The sequence below is a fragment of the Pseudomonas borbori genome (genome assembly GCF_900115555.1).
GTDB classification, from domain to species: Bacteria; Pseudomonadota; Gammaproteobacteria; order Pseudomonadales; family Pseudomonadaceae; genus Aquipseudomonas; species Aquipseudomonas borbori.
Genome location: NZ_FOWX01000036.1, coordinates 1 through 22,699, shown reverse-complemented (window position 1 = coordinate 22,699; position 22,699 = coordinate 1). Strand labels below are relative to the sequence as shown.

Here is a 22,699-nt window from a genome sequence, read left to right as displayed (position 1 = left end):
CGACCGGCGGGCTCTCGACAGGGGCGCGCGGTGCCGGGCGTTGCTTCACTGGCGCGGGTTGCGCAGCACCTTGGCATGGGTGAAGTAGCCGCGCTGGCGCATCAGTTCGCGGCGCAGGCCGGGGTGGGCGGTGAAGCGGTCGCGGCCGTGCAGCCAGAAGTGGTTGTTGATCAGCAGGAAGCTGCCCACCGGCACCGGGACCGACAGCTTGTGCTGGCTGGTTTCCAGCGATTCGCACAGATCGGTCAGCCAGTTGCCTTCCTCGAAGTTGCGTGGCTGCACGAACTGGTCGATGTAGCTGATGATCGGCCGGCCCTGGTTGTCGGTGTCAAACACCGCATGGAACACATCTTTGTCGACCTTCTTGCTCGGCGGCGCGGTCCAGCGCATGTCGCGCCGCGCCAGCGGGTGGCTGTTGAAGGCCTGCAACTGCTCCCAGTCATCCAGGTGCAGCAGCAGGGAATTGCCACCTTCCATGTGCTGCTCGTCGATCTTCATCATCAGCACGTAGTCGGTGTCCTGCTCGACGAAGGTGCCGTCGGTGTGCAGTTCCATCACCCGATGCGGCTGGCGCAGGTAGCTGTCGGAGTTATCGACGTTCTCCACCACGAAGCGTGCGTAGTACTGGCCACTCATGGCGTCGTAGTTGGAACGGCCAAACAGGTGGGCCACGGCCGTGGCCAGTTTCACCATGTCGTCGGCCTGCGCCACGCGATCCAGGCCTTGTGGGGTGATCAGCAAGCCACCGCTGTCACGATCGACCAGGGTGTTGATCAGCACCGGCTGCAGGGTGCCTGCGCACAGTTCGTCGAGCAGCTTGGCCGCACGGAAACGCAGGAACGACTTGTACTCCAGGGCCTGTACCGGCCATTCGGCCATGGCCGCGAGAAACGCCTCGACCGTGGCGTGACTGAAGGTCAGTTGCAGCAGACGCGGCGAGTACGGGCTCGGGGCGAGGGTGAAACCCTTGAGCTCCTGCGGTAGCGGGACAACTAGATCTTTGACGGGAACGAAGCGGGTCATGGCGATTCTCCTGGGCGGGGAGTGCAGCGGTGTGGACGAGGTAATGTCGATCAAGATTGAAAATATCGACATTTTTAAAATGTGTCAATAAAAGTGTGGCTCGCGGATGCAAGCAGCTCTTGTCGATTGATTCGGTATGATGGCGGGGTATGCCAAAGGGGCTGTTCAGATGGAAGCACCAGTTTTTCGGGAAAACTTCGCCGTGCGTGGCTATGACGTGCTCAAACGGGACATCATTCGCGGGCTGTTCAAGCCCGGCGAAAAGCTGCTGATGAGCGGCTTGAAGGAGCGCTACGGGCTGGGCGTCGGGCCGTTGCGCGAGGCCTTGTCACAGCTGGTGGCCGAGCGCCTGGTGGTTGCCATCAGCCAGCGCGGCTATCGGGTCGCGCCCATGTCGCTGAGCGAGTTGGCGGACATCTACGACGCCCGCGCCAACCTCGAGGCCATGCTCCTGACCCTGGCGATCGAGCGCGGCGACGACAGCTGGGAAGCGGAAATCCTCGCCCGCGCGCACACCCTGGGCAAGGTCGTCGAGGTGCGCAACGCCGAAGAAATGCTCAGCCTCTGGGATGCCCGGCACAAGGCCTTCCACGAGGCCATAGTGGCGGGCTGCGGCTCGCCGCACCTGTTGCAGGTGCGTGCGTCGCTGTTCGATCAGGCCGAGCGCTATCGCCATCTCTGGTTGCAGCACACGGTGTTTTCCGAACAGGCCTTGCAGGCCAAGCGGCATGAACATGCGGTGCTGGTCGAGGCGATCCTGGCGCGCGATGCCGAGCGGGCCAGCCGCATCATGCGCGAGCACCTGCTCGGCCCGGTGCCGATCATCGGCGAACTGATGCGGGCGCAGGGACTGGCGGCCTAGCAGGCCAGGCACTGCGTAGTGCACCGCCTCCTGCGGGCGCAGGAGACGGCTTCTTTCACAACCTTCTAGCCCTCCGCGGGCACCTGAGGTGCGCGCGCGGCCTGATCGCTGCGTTCGCGCCAGCCACCGCCGAGTGCCTTGTACAGGTTCACTTCGCTGGTCAGCTGCGCCAGTCGATCGCTGATCAGCGCCTGTTGCGCGCTGAACAACGAGCGCTGGGCATCGAGGAAGGTCAGGTTGCTGTCGATGCCGATGCGGTAGCGGCGCTCGGCCAGGCGGTAGTAGTCCTGGTTGGCTTCGACCAGATCACGCTGGGCCTGGAGTTGGCGCTGGTAGGTCTGGCGGGCCGCCAGGCCGTCGGCAACCTCCTGGAAGGCGGTCTGGATGCTCTGCTCGTAGCGGGCGACGCCGATGTCCTTCTGGATCTTCGCGTAATCCAGGCTGGCCCGCAGGCTGCCGGCAGTGAAGATCGGCAGGCTGATCTGCGGCTGGAACAGCCAGGTGCCCGAACCGCCGCCGAATAGCCCGGAGAGATCCGGGCTGAGGCTGCCGGCATTGGCGGTCAGGCTGATGCGCGGGAAGAACGCCGCCCGCGCCGCGCCTATGTTGGCGTTGGCCGCCTTGAGCAGGTGCTCGGCTTCGAGAATGTCCGGGCGTCGTTGCAGCAGGTCCGACGGCAGCCCGGCCGGCACCTGGCTGAGCAGCTCTGCGTCGAGCGGTTGGCTGGCGGGCAGATCCGCCGGCAGGCCGCTGCCCAAGAGCAGGGTGAGGCCGTTGCGGTCCTGCGCGACCAGGCGTTGGTATTGCGCCAGCTTGACCCGGGCGCCTTCGACCGAGGTGCGCGACTGGCTCAGGTCGAGCGCCGACGCCACGCCGATCTCGCTGCTGCGCAGGGTCAGCTGGTAGCTTTGCTCGTAGGCGGCGAGGGTGTCTTCGGTCAGCTGCAGCAGGGCTTGATCGGCCTGCCAGGTCAGGTAGGCGTTGGCGACACTGGCGACCAGGCTGATTTGCGTGGAGCGCCGCGCCTCTTCGCTGGACAGGTAGGTTTCCAGCGCCTGCTGGCTGAGGCTGCGCACGCGACCGAACAGGTCCAGCTCATAGGCGCTGACGCCGAGGGTCGCCGAGTACTGGCTGCTGATCCCGGCGCTAGCGGTTTGTTCGACGTCCGCCGGCAGGCGTTGCCGGCTGCCGCCGCCATCCGCGCTGACCGCCGGCAGCAAGTCGGCGCGCTGGATGCGGTACTGCGCGCGGTAGGCCTCGATATTCAAGACGGCGACGCGCAGGTCGCGGTTGTTCACCAGCGCGGTCTCGATCAACTGTTGCAAGGCCGGGTCGCGGAAGTAGTCGCGCCAGCCTTGCTCGGCGGCGGCGCTGACGGCCGCCTCGGCTGGCGCATAGGCCTGGCCCTGGGGCCATTGGCCGGCCATCGGCGCGGGCGGTTGCTGGTAATCGGGGATCAGCGAGCAGCCGCTGAGCAGCAGGGTGGCGACGGCGATGGATACCAGGGTCTGGTTCATTGGGCCGCCTCCTCGACGAATGTTTCGCTCTGCTTGCTTTTCTTGCTGTGGAACAGTGACGAGACCGTGACGAAGAACAGGGGCACCCAGAAGATCGCCAGGACGGTGGCGCTGGTCATGCCGCCGAGCACCCCGGTACCGATGGCGTGCTGGCTGCCCGAGCCGGCGCCGCTGGCGATGGCCAGCGGCACCACGCCGAGGCCGAAGGCCAGCGAGGTCATGATGATCGGGCGCAAACGCATGCGACAGGCTTCGATCGCCGCCTCGCTCAGGCTGCGCCCTTGCTCGTGCAGCTCCTTGGCGAACTCGACGATCAGGATGGCGTTTTTCGCCGCCAGGCCAATGGTCGTCAGCAAGCCGACCTGGAAGTACACATCGTTGGACAGCCCACGCATGCTGGTGGCCGCGAGGGCGCCGATGATGCCCAGCGGCACCACCAGCATCACCGCAATCGGGATCGACCAGCTCTCGTACAGGGCGGCCAGACAGAGGAATACCATCAGCAGCGAGAGCGCATACAGGGCCGGTGCTTGCGAGCCGGACAGGCGCTCCTCGTAGGACAGTCCGGTCCAGGAATAGCCGATGCCCGCCGGCAGTTTCCGCGCCAGCGCCTCGACTTCCGCCATGGCCTCGCCGGAGCTGTAACCGGGAGCTGGCGTACCGAGGATTTCCATGGCCGCGACGCCGTTGTAGCGGGTCAGCTTGGGTGCACCGTAGATCCACTCGCCACTGGCGAAGGCCGAGAAGGGCACCATTTCGCCGCTGTCGTTGCGCACGTACCACTTGTTCAGGTCTTCCGGGCTCATCCGCGAGCTGGACTGGCCCTGCAGGTACACCTTTTTCACCCGGCCGCGGTCGATGAAGTCGTTGACGTAGCTGCCACCCAGGGCAATCGACAGGGTCTGGTTGATGTTCGCCAGGGTCACCCCGAGGGCGCTGGCGCGTTCGTCGTCGATGCTCAGTTGGTACTGCGGCTCATCGTTCAGCCCGTTCGGCCGTACGCCGGCCAGCACCTTGCTTTGCGCGGCCATGCCAAGGAACTGGTTGCGCGCTGCCATCAGCTTGTCGTGGCCGACCCCGGCGCGATCCTGGAGGAACAGGTCGAAGCCGCTGGCGTTGCCCAGCTCAAGCACCGCCGGTGGCACGAAGGCGAACACCATGGCGTCGCGCAAGCTGAAGAAGTGCTGTTGCGCGCGCTGCGCCAGATTGAACACGCTGTTCTCCGCCGAACGCTGGTCCCAGGGCTTGAGCATGATGAAGGCCATACCCGAGCTCTGGCCGCGACCGGCGAAGTTGAAGCCGGTGACGGTGAATACCGAGCTGACGGTATCCGCCTCCTCGCTGAGCAGGTGACTGCGCATCTCGTCGACCACCACCTGGGTACGCTCCGCGCTGGAGCCAGCCGGCGTCTGCACCTGGGCGAACAGCACGCCCTGATCTTCCTCCGGGAGGAAGGCGGTGGGGATGCGGGTGAACAGCGCGAGCATGCCGACGATGATCAGCAGATAGGCCAGCAGGTACGGCAGCTTGTGCCGCAGCATGCTCGCGACACCGCGCTCGTAGCGTTGCACGCCACGCTCGAAGCTGCGGTTGAACCAGCCGAAGAAGCCGCGCCTGGGCGCATGCTCGCCTTTGCCAAGCGGCTTGAGCAGGGTCGCGCAGAGTGCCGGGGTGAAAATCAGCGCCACCAGCACCGACAGCACCATGGCCGAGACGATGGTGATCGAGAACTGCTGGTAGATCACCCCGGTTGAGCCGCTGAAAAACGCCATCGGCAGCAGCACGGCGGTCAAGACCAGGCCGATGCCGACCAGCGCACCCTGGATCTGACCCATGGATTTACGCGTGGCTTCTTTCGGCGACAGGCCTTCTTCGGCCATCACCCGTTCGACGTTTTCCACCACGACTATGGCATCGTCCACCAGCAGGCCGATGGCCAGCACCATGCCGAACATGGTCAGGGTGTTGATGCTGAAGCCGAAGGCGGCGAGCACGCCGAAGGTGCCGAGCAGCACCACCGGTACCGTCATGGTGGTAATCAGGGTGGCGCGGAAGTTCTGCAGGAACAGGTACATCACCAGAAACACCAGGGCAATGGCTTCGAGCAGGGTGTGCACCACGCCGGAAATCGACTCGCTCACCACCGGTGTGGTGTCGTACGGGAACACCACCTCCATGCCTGGCGGGAAGAACGGCTCCAACTCGGCAATAGTCGCGCGCAATGCCTTGGCGGTTTCCAGGGCGTTGGCGCCGGTCGCCAGCTTGACGGCCAGGCCAGAGGCCGGCTTGCCGTTGAACTGGGCGCTGATGCCGTAGTTTTCGCCGCCCAGGGCGACCTCGGCCACATCGCCGAGGCGTACCTGCGAGCCGTCCGGGTTGACCTTGAGCAGGATGGCGGAGAATTGTTCGGCGCTCTGCAGGCGGGTCTTGCCGATGATGGTGGCGTTCAACTGCTGGCCCTGCACCGCCGGCAAACCGCCGAGCTGGCCGGAAGAGACCTGGACGTTCTGCGCGGCGATGGCGGTTTTCACGTCCACCGGGGTCAGCTGGAAGTTGTTCAGCTTGGCCGGGTCGAGCCAGATGCGCATGGCGTACTGGGCGCCGAACACCTGGAAGTCACCGACGCCGGCGGTGCGCGAGATCGGATCCTGCATGTTGGAGACGATGTAGTTGGCCAGGTCGTCCTTGCTCATGCTGCCGTCCTCGGAGACCAGGCCGATCACCATCAGGAAGTTCTTCACCGCCTTGGTCACACGGATGCCCTGCTGCTGAACTTCCTGCGGCAGCAGCGGGGTGGCCAGGTTGAGCTTGTTCTGCACCTGGACCTGGGCGGTGTCCGGGTTGGTGCCCTGGTTGAAGGTGGCGGTGATGGCCATGCTGCCGTCGGAATTACTTTCCGAGGTGACATAGCGCAAATTGTCGATGCCGTTGAGCTGCTGCTCGATCACCTGTACCACGGTGTCCTGCACCGTCTGTGCGGACGCGCCCGGGTAGTTCACGGCGATGGCGATGGCCGGCGGTGCGATGCTCGGGTATTGGTTTATCGGCAGCTTGAGCAGCGACAGCGCGCCGACCAGCATGATGACCAGGGCTATCACCCAGGCGAAGATCGGCCGATCGATAAAGAATTTCGACATGGGTTACTCCCCCTGGCCGCGCGCTTTGGCGCTGCTAGCCGCAAGGGTCGGTTTGGCCGCCTGGACATTGCGCGCCGCGCTGACGCTGACCTCGTCGCCTGGCTTGACGAACTGCAGGCCCTCGGTGATCAGGCGATCGCCGCTGTTCAGGCCGTCATTGATCAGCCATAGACTGCCGACGGTGCGGTCGGCCTTGAGCTCGCGCAGTTCGACCTTGTTGTCCCGATTGACCACCAGGGCCGTGGGTTGCCCTTTCAGGTTGCGGGTCACGCCTTGTTGCGGGGCGAGGATGGCCTGGCTGTTGACCCCGGCCTGCAGCTGGGCGTGGACGAACATGCCCGGCAACAGGTCGTGGTTCGGGTTGGGGAACACCGCGCGCAGGGTCACCGAACCGGTGCCTTCATCGACCGAGACCTCGGAAAATTCCAGTTGGCCAAGCTCTGCGTATTCGCTGCCGTCTTCCAGGATCAACTTGACCCGGGCGGCGTTGTCGCCGGCTTTCTGCAACTGCCCGCTGGCCAGCTCGCGGCGCAGCTTGAGCATTTCCATCGAGGATTGGGTGACGTCGACATAGATCGGATCCAACTGCTGGATCACCGCCATGGCGCTGCTCTGGCCACTGCTGACCAACGCGCCCTCGGTTATCGCCGAACGGCCGATGCGCCCGGAGATCGGCGCCAGCACCTTCGTGTAACGCAGGTCGATCTGCGCGCTTTGCACGACGGCTTCGGCCTGCAGGCGCTTGGCTTGCGCCTCGTCGAACTCCTGACGGCTGACGGCCTGCTCGTCGACCAGCAGCTTGTAGCGATCGGCCAGGGACTTGCTCGACTGCAGCGAGGCTTGCGCGCTTTTCAGGGTCGCCTCATAGGTCGAGGAGTCGATCTGATAAAGCTGCTGGCCGGCTTTGACTTCGCGGCCCTCGGTGAACAGGCGCTTGAGAATGATGCCGTTGACCTGCGGGCGCACTTCGGCAATGCGGTACGCGCTGGTGCGTCCTGGCAGCTCGGAGGTCAGGGTAAAGGCCTGTGGTTGCAGGGTGACCACGCCGACTTGCGGCAGTTGTGCGGCAGGCGGCGCTTCTTCCTGTTGGCAACCGCTGAGCAGGACGGTCAGAACGGCGGCGCTAACCAGCATGGGGAAAACCGGATTGAATCGCATGGGGGCCTCGGTCGGGCGTCTGGCAAGGCGCTTGAGCGAAATGCCAGTGACAAAGTCGGATGAGAGGTTGGATAAGTAGACTGCTAATCAATATACTTACGTTCATGAATGTTTGTAAGTAGTTTTTTAATTCGCAGAAGCAACAAAATGTGAAAATCAGTCAAAGGCTCAATGAAAGCCTTGCCTGCCAATAGCTTCCTGGGTGAAGCCATCCTGATCGAGGGTTACTGCCATGGTTCGTCGCACCAAAGAGGAGGCTCAGCAGACGCGCAGCCAGATACTCGAGGCGGCCGAAAAGGCTTTCTACGAGCGCGGCATCTCGCGCACCACGCTGGCCGAAATTGCCGGCATTGCCGGCGTCACTCGCGGGGCGATCTACTGGCATTTCAAGGACAAGGCCGACCTGATCCAGGCCATGCTGGACAGCTTGCACGAGCCGCTGGACGAACTGGCCAGGGCCGGCGAGAGCCCGGATGAGGCCGACCCGCTGGGCTGCATGCGCCAGCTGCTGATCACGCTGTTGCAGCGGGTGGCGCTGGATCCGAAAACCCGCCGGATCACCGAAATCCTCTTTCACCGCTGCGAACTCACCGACGAGATGAGCGACCTGCGCCAGCAGCGTCAAACCGACAACGTGGAATGCAACGGGCGCATCGACCAGTCGCTGCGCAATGCGGTCCAGCGCCAGCAACTCCCCGCCACACTGGACACCGCCCGCGCGGCGATCTGCCTGCATGCCTACATCGACGGCCTGCTCAGCCAGTGGCTGCTGGTGCCGGAAAGCTTCCCGCTGCAGCGCGATGCCGAGCTGCTGGTCGATAGCGCCCTGGACATGTTGCGCGAAAGTCAGGCGCTGCGTCGGTAAGGGGGGAGAAATGGAAGTGCCGGTGCGGTCTGGAATACCAATCCTCGTGGATGCCGATAGACGTCCGTGTATTGCCGTCGACGCATTATTGACCCGGCTGCCGACGCTATGCTGACCCACCTCCGCCGCCTGAAGAGCGAAATGCAACAATGAGTTCGGCGTTCAAAACAGGCTCAATGAAATTCCGGGGCATGGGTCAAAAGCGCGTCGGCTGCAACTAAGCAGTGCCGCAGAGAGGTGTGGCTGATCGGGTGCTTCTTGGGGGGGGGGGGGGGGCATGTGTGGATCACTGTGTGTAAGCCGACACAGATTTAATACCCCCGACAACGCTTTGGGGCGCTATTTCAAACCTAAAAAGCGACGGAAAACGTTCTGTTGGTTGTTGAGGTAAAGACGACAGCCGCGGATGGGCTTCGCGGGCAGGGACGCTGTCATAAAGCTGGCATTACCCAGCCATAACGGCCCCAAAAGACACAAAAAAGGCACTGTAGCTATTCGCTAAGTGCCTGATTTATAAAACTAAAATGGTGGAGCCGGGGGAGTTTTAATTAGTTTCTTAACATATTGTTATATAAGGAATTAATTCTTAAGTTCTTTTAATGTGCCCCCGAAAATGCCCCCGCGTAATATTCTCGATGAGCGGTCGTTTAGGGAGTTGAACTGGCATCCACATATACAGTTTCGCGGACTGCTCAAAGTCTAGTGTGCCCTGTGGGTGGCGGTGTTTGGCTGACTGAAAATCGCCTAGGTCGGGGTGGCTGCTGGCCTCGGGCACTAGCAGCGCATTTTCACTCTGGCGGCGCGTATGAAACAGCAGAGCCTTGCGGTTGGCGGAGTTTGCTCGCCGGCGCGCGGGCATTTGCGATGTTCGCAGATGGCTAATAGCCGTCTAGCTTGCGTTGGCTGCCAGGTGGTCGAGCGCCTGGACGGTGTTGCACAGGTAGCGCTCGATCGCGCTAGGTGCCCGGCTCTGCTGCTTATCGAGCAGTTTGTTGCGGACGAAGCTGTAGTTGCGTTGCAGCTTGTCCAGTTCGTCGGCAAGGTCAGGCTCCTCGGCCGACAGGCGGCTGAACGCGTCGAGGATGTGGCGATCCAGTTCGCCCACGCTGTCGTCATCGATGGTCATGGACGGTACCCGCACAAAGCGGAAGCTGCGTGCCTGGTAGAGCAGAAACTGGCGGCTGGTGTCCAGGCTCAGTGCCTGCAGTGTGGCGGCCGCCCCGAGGGCGGCCGGCAGTTTGCGCGCATAGTGTTGGCCGGCGGCCTGCTCGAGTTGGGCATGCAGTTCGAGCACTCTGTCGATCCAGTGGGCGAAACGGTACTAGTCTCTGGGCGGCTGGCATTCCAGTTCGTCGATCTGCCCGTGCATCTGCTCCACGAGAGCCAGCACTTCGGTTGCCGCCGACGCATTATTGACCCGGGTGCCGACGCTATGCTGACCCAGCCCCGAAGTCTGAAAAGCGAAATGCAACAACGAGTTCGGCGTTCGAAACTGGGTCAATGAAATTCCGGTACGTGGGTCAAAAGCGCATCGGCTGCAACAGATGAACCTTCCTGGTAGTGGTGTCATTGCTGTTATGTAGGGTTGAGATTTTTTTGAATCGAATCAGCACGCCTTTGTGCGCGTGATTTGGTCCTACGGCAGCTAACCCAAGCGGCCGCCCTCCCGGCAGCAAGGAGTGTAAGTATTGGCGGGCACACCGGCGGAGTTTTACCCTTTGGTGATCAGGCCACTGAAAGCTAAACGAAGCGACACACTTTGTCGCACCCAGTCGGCAAGCTAGCGCCATTCGACAGCTATAGGCATACCGCTATGCCAATCTCCCCGCGTCCGCTCACCCCGTCTGTGCTTACTGCTCTTGGAAAAAAGCCATTCTGCTTCACAGCGATTTGGCATCCCTCGGCCAAGGTACGTTTATCAGTTGCCCTGAGTGTCATACCCCTTCGCTGGAGGGCCGAGAGGCGAGCCGTCATGAAATTCTCAGAACTCGTCTCGAACAATTCCTCAGCCTCAACGAGTGACGCTTCAATGTCGCGACACAGCTTGTCGCTCCACCCTGGAAAATGATCAAAAAGGTCTAGGAGACCACGACTATGAAAAACCTGTTTGCCGCCATCGGACTTTGTGTGGTGCTGAAGAAAAGCTATGAACTGTACCGCGAGTACAGAGAACTGAAACGGGACAGGGAAGGGCGCTAGTCTTCTTCTACCTGAGCCACGGGCAGAGTCTCAGGTCCATACGCTGCTGGCGAACGACTTTTGTCTTATGTTGAGCATAATAGATGGCACAACGCCATTTAGATCAGTAACCTCGACGCCAAATTGGCGTCAGTCTGCTGGCCATCAGTTGAGACGCAGAACAAGGTAGTCATCATGTCCCAAGCGAAGGATACCCTGCTCAGGCTATTCGCATTGCTGCGCCTGATTCCCACCGAGCCGCAGCGTATTGCAACACCCACCTTGCTCGAAAAGCTTCGCGATAGAGGTTTTTCCGTGACTCTGCGCTCGATTCAGCGTGACTTGAACCGGTTGTCGATTCCTTTCTCGTTACATTGCAACGATAGCGAGATCCCATTCCGCTGGAGCTTCACACGGGATGCGCCACTGAAACTGGAGGACATGGATGCTTCCACCGCACTAGCGTTGTATCTGTCGGAAAGCCATCTGAACACCCTGTTGCCACAGACCGTTCTGGACCTGCTCGGTCCACAATTTCGACGCGCGCGCAATTTCCTGGGCGATCTCGGCCACAACGGATTGGCCGATTGGGCACGACGAGTTCGTGCGATCCCCAATGGGAAAACCCTGCTGCCTGCTGCGATTGCTCCCGAGGTATGGGGGCAGGTGTCTGCCGTTTTGCTGGAGCGCAGGCAACTGCAAGTTACCTATCAGAGCCGAAGCAAAGGCGAACTCAAGCAGCTTCGCCTGCATCCGGCAGGGCTGGTATCACGGCATGCCATCAGCTACTTGCTGGCGTCCGTGGATGGCTATGGTGACCTGCGCCAATTTGCCCTACATCGCATCCAGCACGTTCGTGTACTCGACGAGCCAGCCGTGTTGCACGCCAGTTTTGATGTCGACGATTACATCGCGAGCGGCATATTCAGCCATCGCCAAACCGACACCCAAGTGGAGCTGGTCGCTGATGTTCATCCGCAGATTGCCTTCCTGCTCGGCGAGACCCCACTGAGTCACGAGCAGACCTTGAGCGATATCCCCTCCCATACCTGGAAACGTCTTCGCGCCCAAGTTCCGCTGGATCGTGAAACGCTGTGGTGGATCTTTGGCCTGAACGACAACATCCGCGTGCATGGACCGCAGGTCTGGGTCGATGAAATCAGCGCCAGGTTGCACAGTATGCAAATTCTCTACACCTCAACTGATCATGCGACATGAACTGTCGCATGGCGGTGGGAGACTGCGGCCGTTCAACCGCTATGGATTACGACTTGTCGGGTGCTCAAAGCACTGGGCGATAGGGATAGAAATTGATGACGCGCCCCACCATTACGACCCTCAAACCCCAAGAAACTGCGAGTTCGATGCCTTCTGGCAGCGCCACCTTCGATGTATTGGTGTTGGCCACAATGAGTGCAGGTAAGACGTCGTTTATCAACGCACTGATTGGCCAGGAACTGCTACATACCGCCAACGAAGCCACCACCGCCTGCATGACCCGTATCGAGCATCGCCAAGGTGCCAAGCGATTCAGTGGTGCCTGCTACTCTTACAATGACACGGAGTTGGCCGCCCAGCGTTCGCCTTCAGTTGCGCTGCTGCGTGACTGGAACGCCAATGCCGAGGTCAAGCGCATCAATCTGGCGGGGACCTTCAAAGTAGTGCCGCGTCCGGCACCCGGGCTGGTGCTCCACGACACACCGGGGCCGAACAATAGTCAGGATGCCAGCCATGCTCGTTTGATGCTGGAGGCGGTGCGCAGCGTGTCTTTCAAGGTGCTTTGCTATGTACTCAACGCTAGTCATCTGGGTACCCGTGACGATCGATTGCTGCTCGAACAACTGCGCGAAGAACTTGCCGGCACGCCTGATCAGCCTATCTATTTCATCCTAAACAAAGTTGATTTGCTCGATCCGGAGAAGGGCGAAAACATTCAAGGATATGTGAGCAACGCCCAGCACTATTTGCGCGACATCGGTTTTGAGCAACCGATCATCATTCCGACAATGGCCAGTGCAGCGCTCTACGCCCGCAAAGCCCTGAGTGCTGAAACGCTGACACGCGCGCAGCGTTCAAAACTGCGTCAAGTTCTCGATGACTTGGACGCCACCAAGCGTGCCTTGCTCAATGCCACTGTCGCGCCGGACCTGATCAAACACCGCGTCTTTAAAGCACTCGACAACCTCGAACGCAAACAGCAGGCCGAGGCATTCGATACTCGGGCCTACGAAAAAAACCAATTGCACCAGCTGGTCACAATCAGTGGGCTTAAAACCGTTGAAGCCCTTATCAATCATCAACGCCGATTAGTTGGACAAACATGAATCCTATTGAAATCATCCATAACCCATTCATCGTCGAGACTCAGTTCCTGATCAATGGCCAACCGCCGGCCGAAGGGTGCAAGCTGTCGAGCTATAAGGAATCACGGCTGCAAGTATGGGTCGAGAAGCTGTTTGATGAATTGAGCCAGTTGTTCAATGGTGACAATAATTTTGATGTCACTTTCAGAGGGGTAGAATCGGATTATCTGGATGTGGTTGAGGCCGCGAAGGTCGCGGCCGCCAAGGGCATGCGGGTAGATATGCACTTCATCGAAGCGGACCCGGCCGAGGAGCGCCTGACTCGGATCCGTGAGTTGATGGAGGAGGCCAAGCAGCATCCCGAATTTCAGCATTTCATTCGGGACAATGCCGAAGTCAGTCAGTCATTTGAAGAAGCGTTCAACAAAGATTTCGACGTTTATGTAGTTGCGACCATGTCATCGGGCAAGTCGACTCTGATCAACGCCATGCTCGGCCAGGATCTGCTTCCTGCGGCCAACGAAGCCACCACCGCGACGATTGCTCGGATCACCGATAACGCATCGATGGGGCAGCGCTTCACCGCACGACGCGTGACCAATGATCATAGCGTGGCGGAAAGCAGCGACAACGTGAGCTTGGAAGTGCTCCAGGCGTGGAACAGCCTGTCCGATACGATGCGCATCGATATCGAGGGGAAAATTCAGTCCATTCAAGAGCGCGACAGCGTGCGTCTGGTATTGACCGACACTCCCGGTCCGAACAACAGTCAGGATGAAAAGCACCAACTCAAAACCATGAGCTTCATTCAGGATTCTCAGCGCAATCCGCTGATTCTGTATGTACTCAATGCCAGCCAGTTGGGTACCAACGATGACAAAAATCTGTTGGGGCTGGTTGCCGAAACCATGCGCAAGGGCGGCAAGCAGAGCAAGGACAGGTTTATTTTCGTCATCAACAAGATGGATGTGTTCGACCCGGAGAAAGGCGAGGACCTGCCGTCAGTGCTGGCCCGCGTTAAAAAGTATCTGGTCGAGAACGGTATTTTCAATCCGTTGATTTACCCGGTGTCCGCCAATCTGACACGACTGATTCGAAAACCTCATGACCAGCATTCGCGCAGGGAACGTGGCGATTTCAGCACTATGGCGGAGATGTTCAGCGAAGTGCCGAGCATGAATTTGCTGAAATACATGCCGATAACTGATCGGGTCAAACGTAACCTGCAGGAGAAAAAGCTCTCCGACCTAATGCTGAGCAGCGGCTTGCCGGCGGTCGAAGCGATGATTGACGAGTACATCGACAAGTATAACTTCCCGCATCGAGTCAAACGGGCCTATGACGCGATGATCAAAGCCATTGAGGTCGGACTTAACGAAACTCAACTGATCGAGCAACTGGATCAGGACGAGAAAACACTGGCGCATATCAATGAAGAGATCCAGGCGCTGGAGTATCGGCAGGAGAAGGGGTTCGATACGCAGGCCTACAAGGACAAGATAGCGCGTGAAGGCAAGGCGCTGCCGCGGGGGACTGAAGATGAGCTCGCGACCCTTGAAAATTCTACTGGTAAGTATCTTCGAACGGTCAGCGTGCGTTTCACCGGGAGCGTTGAGCCGCGTATCGCTGAAATGCGAGTCAAGGAAGTCGAAGAGGAACTTCAATTCCAGTATCGAAAACTCATCAATGCTTATGAGACAGTGTTCATCACTAGCCAGCAGATCATTCGTGATGACCTTCATGCTGAATACCAGCGCTACATCGTTGATCTATTCAAGGACTGCCAGCATTTGAAGCTGCCCATTCTGGATAGCCTTCAAAAGACCGCAGGTGATATTTCATTCAATCTCACCGTCAAGAGTCATGAAGTCCAGACCAAAAAGGTGAAGGTTGGCAGCTACGAAGTCAGCGACAGTACCTGGTACAACCCCTTCTCGTGGGGATCTACCCGAACGGTTTACAAATATGGCGAAGAGAAGTCCGTTGACCTCGAAAAGCTTTGGAGGGAGCGCGCCACTCGTATCGACACCGATTTTGCTCGATTAGTGGTTGCCGCTCGCAATGAAATCGACAATGGCAAGACACTCCTGATTGATCAGTTTATGGCTTTTATGGGGCGTGAGTTCGAAACCAAGTTTAATGAGTTGATGGACTCGCTCAAAGAAAAAATGACTGACCGCAACGTTCGTAAACAAGCACTTGAAGAGGCTCGTGAGCTGCAAGCCTGGATCAATCAATTCAAAGCCAAGCTCGACAAAACCCTAGCCGTTTGACTCTGGAGCCTCTATGACCACTACCGCCACAATGATTGGAAAAGTTCGTGATGAGTTTCTGACGGCGCTCGATGACACGCAGGTCAGCACACAACTGTTGCAGCAGTTGGTGCTTGCCGCTGAACAGGCTTCGGGGGTGCTGGACACTCACGAGGTGGATAGCATCATACGAGCCATTGATGCAGATCCAGTGAGTTGGAACCCGGACTATTTCAGCCGGCAAAAGTATTTCGCTACTCGCAACTTCTCCAGGGAGAGACTGGAGCACCTGATCCAGGTTCGCGACCTGTTTCGTCAACGAAACGAAAAGGGGTTTACGCCAACAGTAGCCGCTTCACGCGCGAGAAAATCCCCAATGAATAGTGTCTCCTTCGATTACCAGCCTTCCAGCAATCTCAAGAAGTTTGTCGACGAAGGAGACTTGTTGACGATTCGTACCGCGTTGCGTCTCGAGCTCAACGATCGTCGTCTGGATGGTGCCGAGTTGCAGGGGGCACTGGAGTGGATCAAAGGCATTGTTCCCGAGATCTTCGAGGCCTTTGTAGAAGGTGCATTCGCTCGCGAGCTTGCATCAGATAATAATCAGTGGAACGAGGATTATTACGATCTACAGGTTACGTATCTGAAAACAAACTTTGCAGAAAAGCGCTTTTTGCACCTAATCGAGGTCCGCGAGCAGTTGCGCAATAGCGCTGTCGAGGGATTCGCTGCGACCAAAGCTGCAGAACCAAGAACCACGTCCGGCCCACGCTCGGCTCCGCAAGCAGCACAAGCGCCACGCTCCAACTCACGTCAATCCACTCCCGCCAGCGCTCCGGAGCGCAACCCGGCCTTTATGGCCGCTTTGCTGATCGGTGGCGCCATTGCCGCAGTAGTGGTGTTCCTCGTGGCTTTGGTTCGGTGACCTTATGACCTCTTTAATTCTGACCCGCACAGCTGTGCAGGACATTCGTGACAATGCCGGCATGACTCTTGAGGCCGGGCGAGCACTGATCAATCGCAGTTACCTGTCGGAACTGGAGCGTTATCCGGTCCATGCTTTCGCGGAGAAAGGTATTCGGTTCAATGCCGCCAGTGACCTGCGGATTTTCCGTATCGAGCGCATCGTTCAGGACAACAAACAATCGGTGCTCGAAAGCACCACCGCCGCCTATACCGCGCTAGGCGCTGCGGGTTACTCAGTTTTTCTGTTGCTGAGTTCCAATGGCGTCGAAACCGATCTTTATATCGGTACCCGGGGTGAGCCCGGGAAATCGCTCGGGCACAGTTCCGGCGAGTTGCTGCGAGAGACTTTCAAGGGGCACTTCTCGGGCAGTTCGCTAGTGCCACTGAACCAACAGGATGCCGACGTCTTGCTGGGCACGGTGAAGGCCGAGAAGGTCAACCCTTCAGCGAGCATCACAGCGGTAACCGGTGTTCCTGCATTGTCAACGGAGAACCGCGAGCACTTCATGCAAGGGCTCGAGCGCTTTATCGACGCAGCTGAGCGCCGGGTGTATCACGCGATCATCCTTGCCGAGCCGGTTTCGTCGCAGAACCTTGACCTGATCCGCGCTGGGTATGAGCAAGTCGCCACGCAACTTTCGCCATTGCTCAAGCAACAATTAACGTTTGGCGAGCAGGACAGCGACTCCGTCGGGCTGAGCATAAGCCAGGGCTTGAGTGACTCTCTCGGACACAGCCTTGGGCTGACCGAAACCAAGGGCACTTCGACAACGCTAGGGACATCGACCACCGACACAACCGGTACCAGCGAGTCGTTCAGTGCGCAGACAATGACCTCCAAAACGGTCGCGATTGGTGCCAATGTACTGGGCCTGGTGGGCGGCGCGACATTGGGGCCATTCGGCGCGATGATCGGCAGTCAGATCGGCTCGGCCGCAGCTGCGCTGCTCAATGAACAACGTACCACTGGCACCAGTCACTCGACCTCCACCGGTCGCAACGAAAGTCACGGCACCTCCTTCAGTGAGGCCGCGTCGAAAACCACTTCGACCACACATACCACCAGCACCACCGACACCCACTCGTTGAACAAAACTACTGGCTCTAATCGGCAGATTTCGATTGAGACAGTGGACAAGACCATCGAGCAGTTGCTGAGCAAGATCGATCACCACCTCGAGCGCATTGATGAGGCCAAGACGTACGGCGGCTGGAACTCGGCGGCGTATTTCATCGGTGATAGCACCGCGTCGTCCGAATCGTTGGCGAGCATCTTTCTCGGGCTAGTGCGCGGCAGCAAGTCCAGCCACGAAGACTTCGCCCTGACCACCTGGAAATCTGCCAACAAGTCCGCCGTGCTGGACTGGCTCACCGCGTTCAGCCACCCGCAATTGAAACCGGAATTCTCGAAGAAAATCCCGATCAGCTACCTTACGCCCGCCACGCTGGTGTCGGGTAAGGAGATGGCGATCCAGTTGAGCCTGCCCCGTCGCTCCACCTCCACGGTGGCCGTGCTGGAAACCCAGGCGTTCGGCCGTAAGGTGCAGCGCCTGGATGGTCACACCAATGAGCTGGGCAAGGGCAAGACACTGACCTTGGGCAACATCCGCCACTTGTGGGAAAACCTGCCGCAAAAGATCGAGTTGAGCCTCGACCAGTTGTCCAGCCATGTGTTTGTCAGTGGTTCGACCGGCGCTGGCAAAAGCAACACACTGTACGAAATGCTCAGCCAAATCAGCGCTGCCGGTGTACCGTTCCTGGTTATCGAACCGGCCAAGGGCGAGTACAAACACGTCTTCGGTCATCTCGATGACGTCAATGTATTTGGTACGCACCCGGCCCATAGTGAATTGTTGCGCATCAACCCGTTCCGCTTCCCGTTGGCCATCCATGTGCTGGAGCACGTTGATCGGCTCGTGGAGATATTCAACGTCTGCTGGCCGATGTATGCCGCAATGCCGGCGGTACTCAAAGAGGCAATTCTGCAGGCGTATCAGCAGTGTGGCTGGGACTTGGACCTGTCGACCAACCGTTACAGTGATGCTTTGTTTCCTACCTTCAGTGATTTGCTCAGTACCTTGCAAAGCGTGATTGAGGCCTCGGCATACTCCCAGGAGCTCAAGGGGAACTACATCGGCTCGTTGTCGACGCGGATCAAATCCCTGACCAATGGCCTGAATGGCCAGATCTTTACCGCCAACGAGATCGACAGCGATGTGCTCTTTGATCAGAGCGCAATCGTTGATCTCAGTCGCATTGGCTCATCCGAGACCAAGGCCCTGATTATGGGGATCCTGGTGATGCGCCTGAGTGAGCACCGGATGGCGGGTGGAGGCATGAACCAGCCGTTGCGCCACGTCACTGTGCTTGAGGAAGCGCATAACATCCTCAAGCGCAGCCCGTCCGAAGGCGGCGCTGAAGGTTCGAGCGTGGTTGGAAAATCGGTTGAGATGCTGACCAACGCCATCGCCGAAATGCGCACCTATGGTGAAGGTTTCATCATTGCCGATCAGTCGCCCCATGCGGTCGATATCGCCGCGATTCGCAACACGAACACCAAAATCATCATGCGGCTGCCGGATGAAATGGACCGTCGCTTGATCGGCAAGTCAGTGGCATTGCGCGATGATCAGTTGGAAGAAATCGCCAAGTTGCCCAAAGGCGTGGCCATTGTTTATCAGAACGACTGGCTGGAACCGGTGCTGTGTCAGGTGAAGAAGTTCGCTGGTCTCGAAGCGCCTTATGTTTATAAGGCCGAAGACACGTCCACAGTCCGTAGTCAGGATTTCAACTTGCAGGTGCTCAACCTGCTACTGAGCAACCGTATTCGCACGCCAGCGGCTGTGGATTTGTCGTCGCTGGAAGACGGGTTATGCCAATTGCCGTTGCTGGCTCGTAGCAGAATCGCGTTGTTTGAGGCTCTCAACGCCTGCAAGAAAGAGCAGCCATTGGCACTGTGCAGACCTGAGGCCTTTGCCTACGCCGCGCAATTGGTGGTCGATGTGCTCGGTTGTCGGCAGCAGGTTCAGCAGATCATTCAAAAGGCGACCGACTACGGTCACCTAAGCGATCAACTCGACCTGCTGCTCCATGAACGAGCAAAAGGTTTGAGCCCTGAGCTGACCCTGGCTACCCAGCAGTGCCTGATGAAGGACTACAGCCTGCAACACGAGAGCCATATCGACATTTACTCCGCATGGCGTGCGCGCCTCGAAACAGGGAGTGTTCTGTGAACTTTGAAAACTTATTTGCTGAAAAATCCGAGGTTCCGTCCAGCCTGGCGTTACTGGCCCGTGAAATGCCGGACCGCTGCCTGATCGTTGCTGAGCTCGACCGACCTATCGTGCTCACCCAGGAAACCCGTCTGGAGTTGCCGGAAATGTCGCCGGAAACACGTGAGAGGCTTGAGCTGCTGGGCGTGCCGAAAGAGGTGCTGGATGCCATCGGCAGTGAAGCCGAAGCGAAAATCTATGAAGAGGCCAATCTTGAGCCGGCCGAGGTCAACGGCAAGGATGCACTGATTCGCACCGACATCGATTACGATCAAAAAGATGCCATGGGCACCACTAACCTGGACCGGATGAAGTCGGGAAGGGCTCCGCTGGATGCCAATGGCAAGCCGATCGAATTACACCACATCGGCCAGAAACAGGACTCGCCATTGGCAGAGTTGACCAGCGCTGAGCACCGTGGCAACGGAAACGATAACGTTCTGCACAACAAACAGAAGGAGTCCGAGATCAATCGCGAAGACTTCGATAAAGAGCGAAAAGACTACTGGAAGGCGCGAGCCGAACAGATTGAGAATCAGCGCTGAGGGCGAATCTTATGAAAAAACTTGAGAAACTCGTTGAACTCCATCACGCCAACACCCGGCCAGTAGATACGGTCAGCATCCAGAACCTTGAGCTAAAACTAGGGTTCGCACTGTCGGACGAATACCAACGCTACCTGTCGACCTTTGGGGTCATTGTCTTTGACGCCTACGAAACGTATGGCCTAGGTGTACCTGACGACTATTACCTGAATGTCTTTGCCGCATTTTCGGACCTGAGCCGTGATCCGAACTACCCGAAAAATACTGTGCCGCTGCTTGATATTGGTGATGGTCAGTACTATCTGTACGATAACCAAGCACGGAAAGTTCTGGTTTGGGCCACACCGAATGGCGGCATTGTGCGTGTCGTGAAGGACGGGCTGGAGGCCTTTTTGATCAAGCATGTATTCGCCGGCTAGTTGAAAGCACTCAGTAAAGGCTGTTCTGCCGACTGAAAACTGACCCAGTCCATCAGTCTGAAAAGCGAAATGCAACAACGAGTTCGGCGTTCGAAACGGGCTCAATGAAAATACCGTTACGTGGGTCAAAAGTGTATCGGCTGCGCAACCAGTGGGCCTGGCCGGCTATCTTTTCACCCGAGTGGTTCGGCTTATTCATGGTTCTAGAGATTCTCTAGAACCACTACCTGCATGCTTTCTTTACAGGAAACGGTCTTGCAGACCGTTCCAGTGCTGCCGCTCCATCCAGGCTGTGAGCCCTCTCTGAGCCATGCGGTTTGCCATGCCGCTGCTGAGATTGTCGCTGAGCTGTCTCGGCGGCTGTTTCGCGCAGTACGCTGCACCTGGCCTGCGCTGGCTCGCAGCGTTAACTAAAGCCTTACTGGTATAGCCACTGTTTCAGGTCATCCAGATTGGCCGCCACGATCTGCTGGGCCGTAGCCTTGGCATGCACCTTGTTCGGGTCGATCTGGTAGCGCTGCAGCACGTACTGCACCAGAGCGCCGTGGGTGTCGATCACCAGTTGGCCATCCTGCATGCCGTAGTCGCTTTCGATGATGGCCTGTTGTTCCGGCTTGAGGCGCGAATCGGCTGCGATGATCACCTGTACGGCGGTATTCCAGCCTTCATCGCCGTCGCGGCCGTGCTCGGAGGTGTCAGCCATCAGATCCGGGGTGTCCCGGAAGCGGCTCAGCACGAAGTCCCGATACTCGCTGTTGCGCTCACAGTAGGCGCGCACGTGCCAGCGCATGCCGGTGTAGACCAGGGTGTGCGGTGCAATCAGGCGCGTCTCGCCGTTCGGTGTGCTGAAGGACACATATTCACATTCCAGGCGCAGGCCTTCACGGCAGGCTTTCAGCAGCGGCCGGAGGACTTCGGGGCGTATCGAACGATCCGGCACCTGCAACACCTCAGTGTGTGCGTAAGCCAGGGCCAGCCCCTCGATATAGTGCGCGCGCTCATGGTTCTGGTTCAGCAGATGCAGATAGGCGCTGGCGCTGTCATCGATGAACAGCGGGGCGAACTGCGCGCTGGGGACGTAGCCCTTGATGCGCTTGTCGTACACCAGGTTTTCAGGCGCATGTTGATTGATGTAGGTGTTGATGTCCTTGGATGCCTGCTGCCGGCTAATCCCAAAACTCTGCATCAGGTGGCCGGTGGTCAGCCGTCCTTCCCACCAGGCTACCGTCTCGATCAGGCGGTAGCGCAGGGCCAGATCCCAGCGGACAGATTCGATCGATTGTGCGCGTTTCATTGCCCCTCCATCTGCTTGAAAACTTTACCTGTTCAGGTAAACACTCTAGATATGTCTAGCGATGCTACATATCTTGAATTCCGCAAACAAGCCGGATTGATCCCGGTCGGGTGCGGAATTCAGTTCAAGGAGTAGCAACATGGCATTGATCGATTGTGGCGAATGCGGGCGTATGGCGAGTGATCAGGCCGCGGCTTGTCCGCACTGTGGGGCGCCCGTTGTGAAACAGCGTGGAAAACTTTCCAGATTCCCGGGGTAAACAGCGTCCAATAGTTTCCACCCCGGTGTGTGCAACCATCCGGTCTTTTGGCCGGAGAATCTGGGGTGTTATCGATGGACATCATTGCCGAAATCCGACGGCGGCATCTGGTCAGTGGCGAGAGCATTAGCGCCATTGCGCGCAGCCTTAACCTTTCCCGTCCCACCGTTCGCAAGCATCTGCACAGCACAGCTGCGCCGGTGTACGAGCGTCAGCAGCAACCCGCGCCCAAGCTGGGCGAGTTCCAATCCACGCTCGAAGCCTGGCTGACCACCGAGCGATACCTGCCCAAGGCACAACGACGCACGGCCCGGCGGTTGTATGAAGGCTTGCAGGTCAAGGGTTATCGCGGTGCGTATGACAGCGTGCAGCGCTTCGTGAAGCAGTGGAAAACGTGCAAGACCCGCCCAGCAGCTACGCAGGCGTTTGTACCGCTGGTATTCGCGCCTGGCGATGCTTGCCAGTTCGACTGGAGCCATGAGCAGGTCGAGATTGCGGGCGTGGTGCAGACGGTCAAGGTCGCGCATTTTCGCCTGAGCTACAGCCGGAAGATGTTCGTAGCGGCCTATCCGCGCGAGACGCAGGAGATGGTATTTGATGCGCATAACCGCGCCTTTGCCTTCTTTGGCGGCGTGCCGCAGCGGGTGAT

The 22,699-nt window shown here is 58.8% G+C and carries 16 protein-coding genes; 10 read left to right on the top strand and 6 right to left on the bottom strand.

Going from position 1 to position 22,699, the window contains the following annotated elements:
- Window positions 1-45: 45 nt before the first annotated feature.
- On the bottom strand, window positions 46-1,023 hold the full coding sequence (gene glaH, locus BM315_RS20545; RefSeq protein ID WP_090504970.1) for a glutarate dioxygenase GlaH: 978 nt from the start codon (window positions 1,021-1,023) through the stop codon (window positions 46-48).
- A 169-nt stretch (window positions 1,024-1,192) separates the two neighbouring features.
- Between glaH and csiR the strand changes: the two genes are divergently transcribed.
- The gene (csiR, locus tag BM315_RS20540) at window positions 1,193-1,885 is read left to right on the top strand and encodes a DNA-binding transcriptional regulator CsiR (RefSeq protein WP_090504967.1); all 693 of its coding nucleotides are present in this window, start codon (window positions 1,193-1,195) and stop codon (window positions 1,883-1,885) included.
- A 65-nt stretch (window positions 1,886-1,950) separates the two neighbouring features.
- Here csiR and adeC read toward each other — a convergent pair whose 3' ends face one another.
- Genes adeC through BM315_RS20525 form a run of 3 tightly spaced genes read right to left on the bottom strand, consistent with a single transcriptional unit; the run spans window position 1,951 to window position 7,697 of the window.
- A complete protein-coding gene (gene adeC, locus BM315_RS20535; RefSeq protein ID WP_090504964.1) occupies window positions 1,951-3,402 on the bottom strand; it encodes an AdeC/AdeK/OprM family multidrug efflux complex outer membrane factor in 1,452 nt (483 codons plus the stop codon).
- Entirely contained in the window at window positions 3,399-6,539 is a 3,141-nt protein-coding gene (locus BM315_RS20530) for an efflux RND transporter permease subunit (protein ID WP_090504961.1), read from the bottom strand. Before BM315_RS20530 ends, adeC begins: the two co-directional genes overlap by 4 nt.
- A gap of 3 nt (window positions 6,540-6,542) precedes the next feature.
- A complete protein-coding gene (locus tag BM315_RS20525; RefSeq protein WP_090504959.1) occupies window positions 6,543-7,697 on the bottom strand; it encodes an efflux RND transporter periplasmic adaptor subunit in 1,155 nt (384 codons plus the stop codon).
- Between the two features lie 232 nt (window positions 7,698-7,929).
- Between BM315_RS20525 and BM315_RS20520 the strand changes: the two genes are divergently transcribed.
- A complete protein-coding gene (locus BM315_RS20520; RefSeq protein WP_090504956.1) occupies window positions 7,930-8,562 on the top strand; it encodes a TetR family transcriptional regulator in 633 nt (210 codons plus the stop codon).
- An 889-nt stretch (window positions 8,563-9,451) separates the two neighbouring features.
- Here the strand turns inward: BM315_RS20520 and BM315_RS20515 are convergent.
- Window positions 9,452-9,856: a hypothetical protein gene (locus BM315_RS20515; protein WP_090504953.1), complete on the bottom strand. Its 405-nt coding sequence runs from the start codon at window positions 9,854-9,856 to the stop codon at window positions 9,452-9,454.
- 1,079 nt (window positions 9,857-10,935) lie between these two features.
- Between BM315_RS20515 and BM315_RS20500 the strand changes: the two genes are divergently transcribed.
- The 7 genes from BM315_RS20500 (at window position 10,936) to BM315_RS20470 (ending at window position 20,497) form a co-directional block, all read left to right on the top strand.
- Window positions 10,936-11,958: a helix-turn-helix transcriptional regulator gene (locus BM315_RS20500; RefSeq protein WP_090504947.1), complete on the top strand. Its 1,023-nt coding sequence runs from the start codon at window positions 10,936-10,938 to the stop codon at window positions 11,956-11,958.
- Between the two features lie 95 nt (window positions 11,959-12,053).
- Window positions 12,054-13,064, top strand: coding sequence for a dynamin family protein (locus BM315_RS20495; protein WP_244527343.1), 1,011 nt, complete (start codon window positions 12,054-12,056; stop codon window positions 13,062-13,064).
- Window positions 13,061-15,316 carry a dynamin family protein gene (locus BM315_RS20490; RefSeq protein WP_090504942.1) on the top strand — a complete coding sequence of 752 codons (2,256 nt, stop codon included), beginning with the start codon at window positions 13,061-13,063 and terminating at the stop codon, window positions 15,314-15,316. Before BM315_RS20495 ends, BM315_RS20490 begins: the two co-directional genes overlap by 4 nt.
- 13 nt (window positions 15,317-15,329) lie before the next feature.
- Entirely contained in the window at window positions 15,330-16,220 is an 891-nt protein-coding gene (locus BM315_RS20485) for a hypothetical protein (protein ID WP_090504939.1), read from the top strand.
- Window positions 16,221-16,224: 4 nt separating this feature from the next.
- A complete protein-coding gene (locus BM315_RS20480) occupies window positions 16,225-19,494 on the top strand; it encodes an ATP-binding protein (protein WP_090504936.1) in 3,270 nt (1,089 codons plus the stop codon).
- The gene (locus BM315_RS20475; RefSeq protein ID WP_090504931.1) at window positions 19,491-20,078 is read left to right on the top strand and encodes an HNH/ENDO VII family nuclease; all 588 of its coding nucleotides are present in this window, start codon (window positions 19,491-19,493) and stop codon (window positions 20,076-20,078) included. The genes BM315_RS20480 and BM315_RS20475 overlap by 4 nt, the downstream gene beginning before the upstream one ends.
- A gap of 11 nt (window positions 20,079-20,089) precedes the next feature.
- Entirely contained in the window at window positions 20,090-20,497 is a 408-nt protein-coding gene (locus BM315_RS20470; protein WP_090504928.1) for an SMI1/KNR4 family protein, read from the top strand.
- Between the two features lie 418 nt (window positions 20,498-20,915).
- Here BM315_RS20470 and BM315_RS20465 read toward each other — a convergent pair whose 3' ends face one another.
- Window positions 20,916-21,791 carry a helix-turn-helix transcriptional regulator gene (locus BM315_RS20465; RefSeq protein ID WP_090504925.1) on the bottom strand — a complete coding sequence of 292 codons (876 nt, stop codon included), beginning with the start codon at window positions 21,789-21,791 and terminating at the stop codon, window positions 20,916-20,918.
- Between the two features lie 333 nt (window positions 21,792-22,124).
- Between BM315_RS20465 and istA the strand changes: the two genes are divergently transcribed.
- Window positions 22,125-22,699 (top strand): IS21 family transposase (gene istA, locus BM315_RS20460; protein ID WP_141123988.1); only part of this gene is annotated, 575 nt, incomplete at its 3' end.

What these genes read in the sequence shown, in the direction of transcription:
- glaH (WP_090504970.1), bottom strand. Translation starts at nt 1,023, where the DNA reads ATGACCCGCTTCGTTCCCGTCAAAGATCTAGTTGTCCCGCTACCGCAG.
- csiR (WP_090504967.1), top strand. Translation starts at nt 1,193, where the DNA reads ATGGAAGCACCAGTTTTTCGGGAAAACTTCGCCGTGCGTGGCTATGAC.
- adeC (WP_090504964.1), bottom strand. Translation starts at nt 3,402, where the DNA reads ATGAACCAGACCCTGGTATCCATCGCCGTCGCCACCCTGCTGCTCAGC.
- BM315_RS20530 (WP_090504961.1), bottom strand. Translation starts at nt 6,539, where the DNA reads ATGTCGAAATTCTTTATCGATCGGCCGATCTTCGCCTGGGTGATAGCC.
- BM315_RS20525 (WP_090504959.1), bottom strand. Translation starts at nt 7,697, where the DNA reads ATGCGATTCAATCCGGTTTTCCCCATGCTGGTTAGCGCCGCCGTTCTG.
- BM315_RS20520 (WP_090504956.1), top strand. Translation starts at nt 7,930, where the DNA reads ATGGTTCGTCGCACCAAAGAGGAGGCTCAGCAGACGCGCAGCCAGATA.
- BM315_RS20500 (WP_090504947.1), top strand. Translation starts at nt 10,936, where the DNA reads ATGTCCCAAGCGAAGGATACCCTGCTCAGGCTATTCGCATTGCTGCGC.
- BM315_RS20495 (WP_244527343.1), top strand. Translation starts at nt 12,054, where the DNA reads ATGACGCGCCCCACCATTACGACCCTCAAACCCCAAGAAACTGCGAGT.
- BM315_RS20490 (WP_090504942.1), top strand. Translation starts at nt 13,061, where the DNA reads ATGAATCCTATTGAAATCATCCATAACCCATTCATCGTCGAGACTCAG.
- BM315_RS20485 (WP_090504939.1), top strand. Translation starts at nt 15,330, where the DNA reads ATGACCACTACCGCCACAATGATTGGAAAAGTTCGTGATGAGTTTCTG.
- BM315_RS20480 (WP_090504936.1), top strand. Translation starts at nt 16,225, where the DNA reads ATGACCTCTTTAATTCTGACCCGCACAGCTGTGCAGGACATTCGTGAC.
- BM315_RS20470 (WP_090504928.1), top strand. Translation starts at nt 20,090, where the DNA reads ATGAAAAAACTTGAGAAACTCGTTGAACTCCATCACGCCAACACCCGG.
- BM315_RS20465 (WP_090504925.1), bottom strand. Translation starts at nt 21,791, where the DNA reads ATGAAACGCGCACAATCGATCGAATCTGTCCGCTGGGATCTGGCCCTG.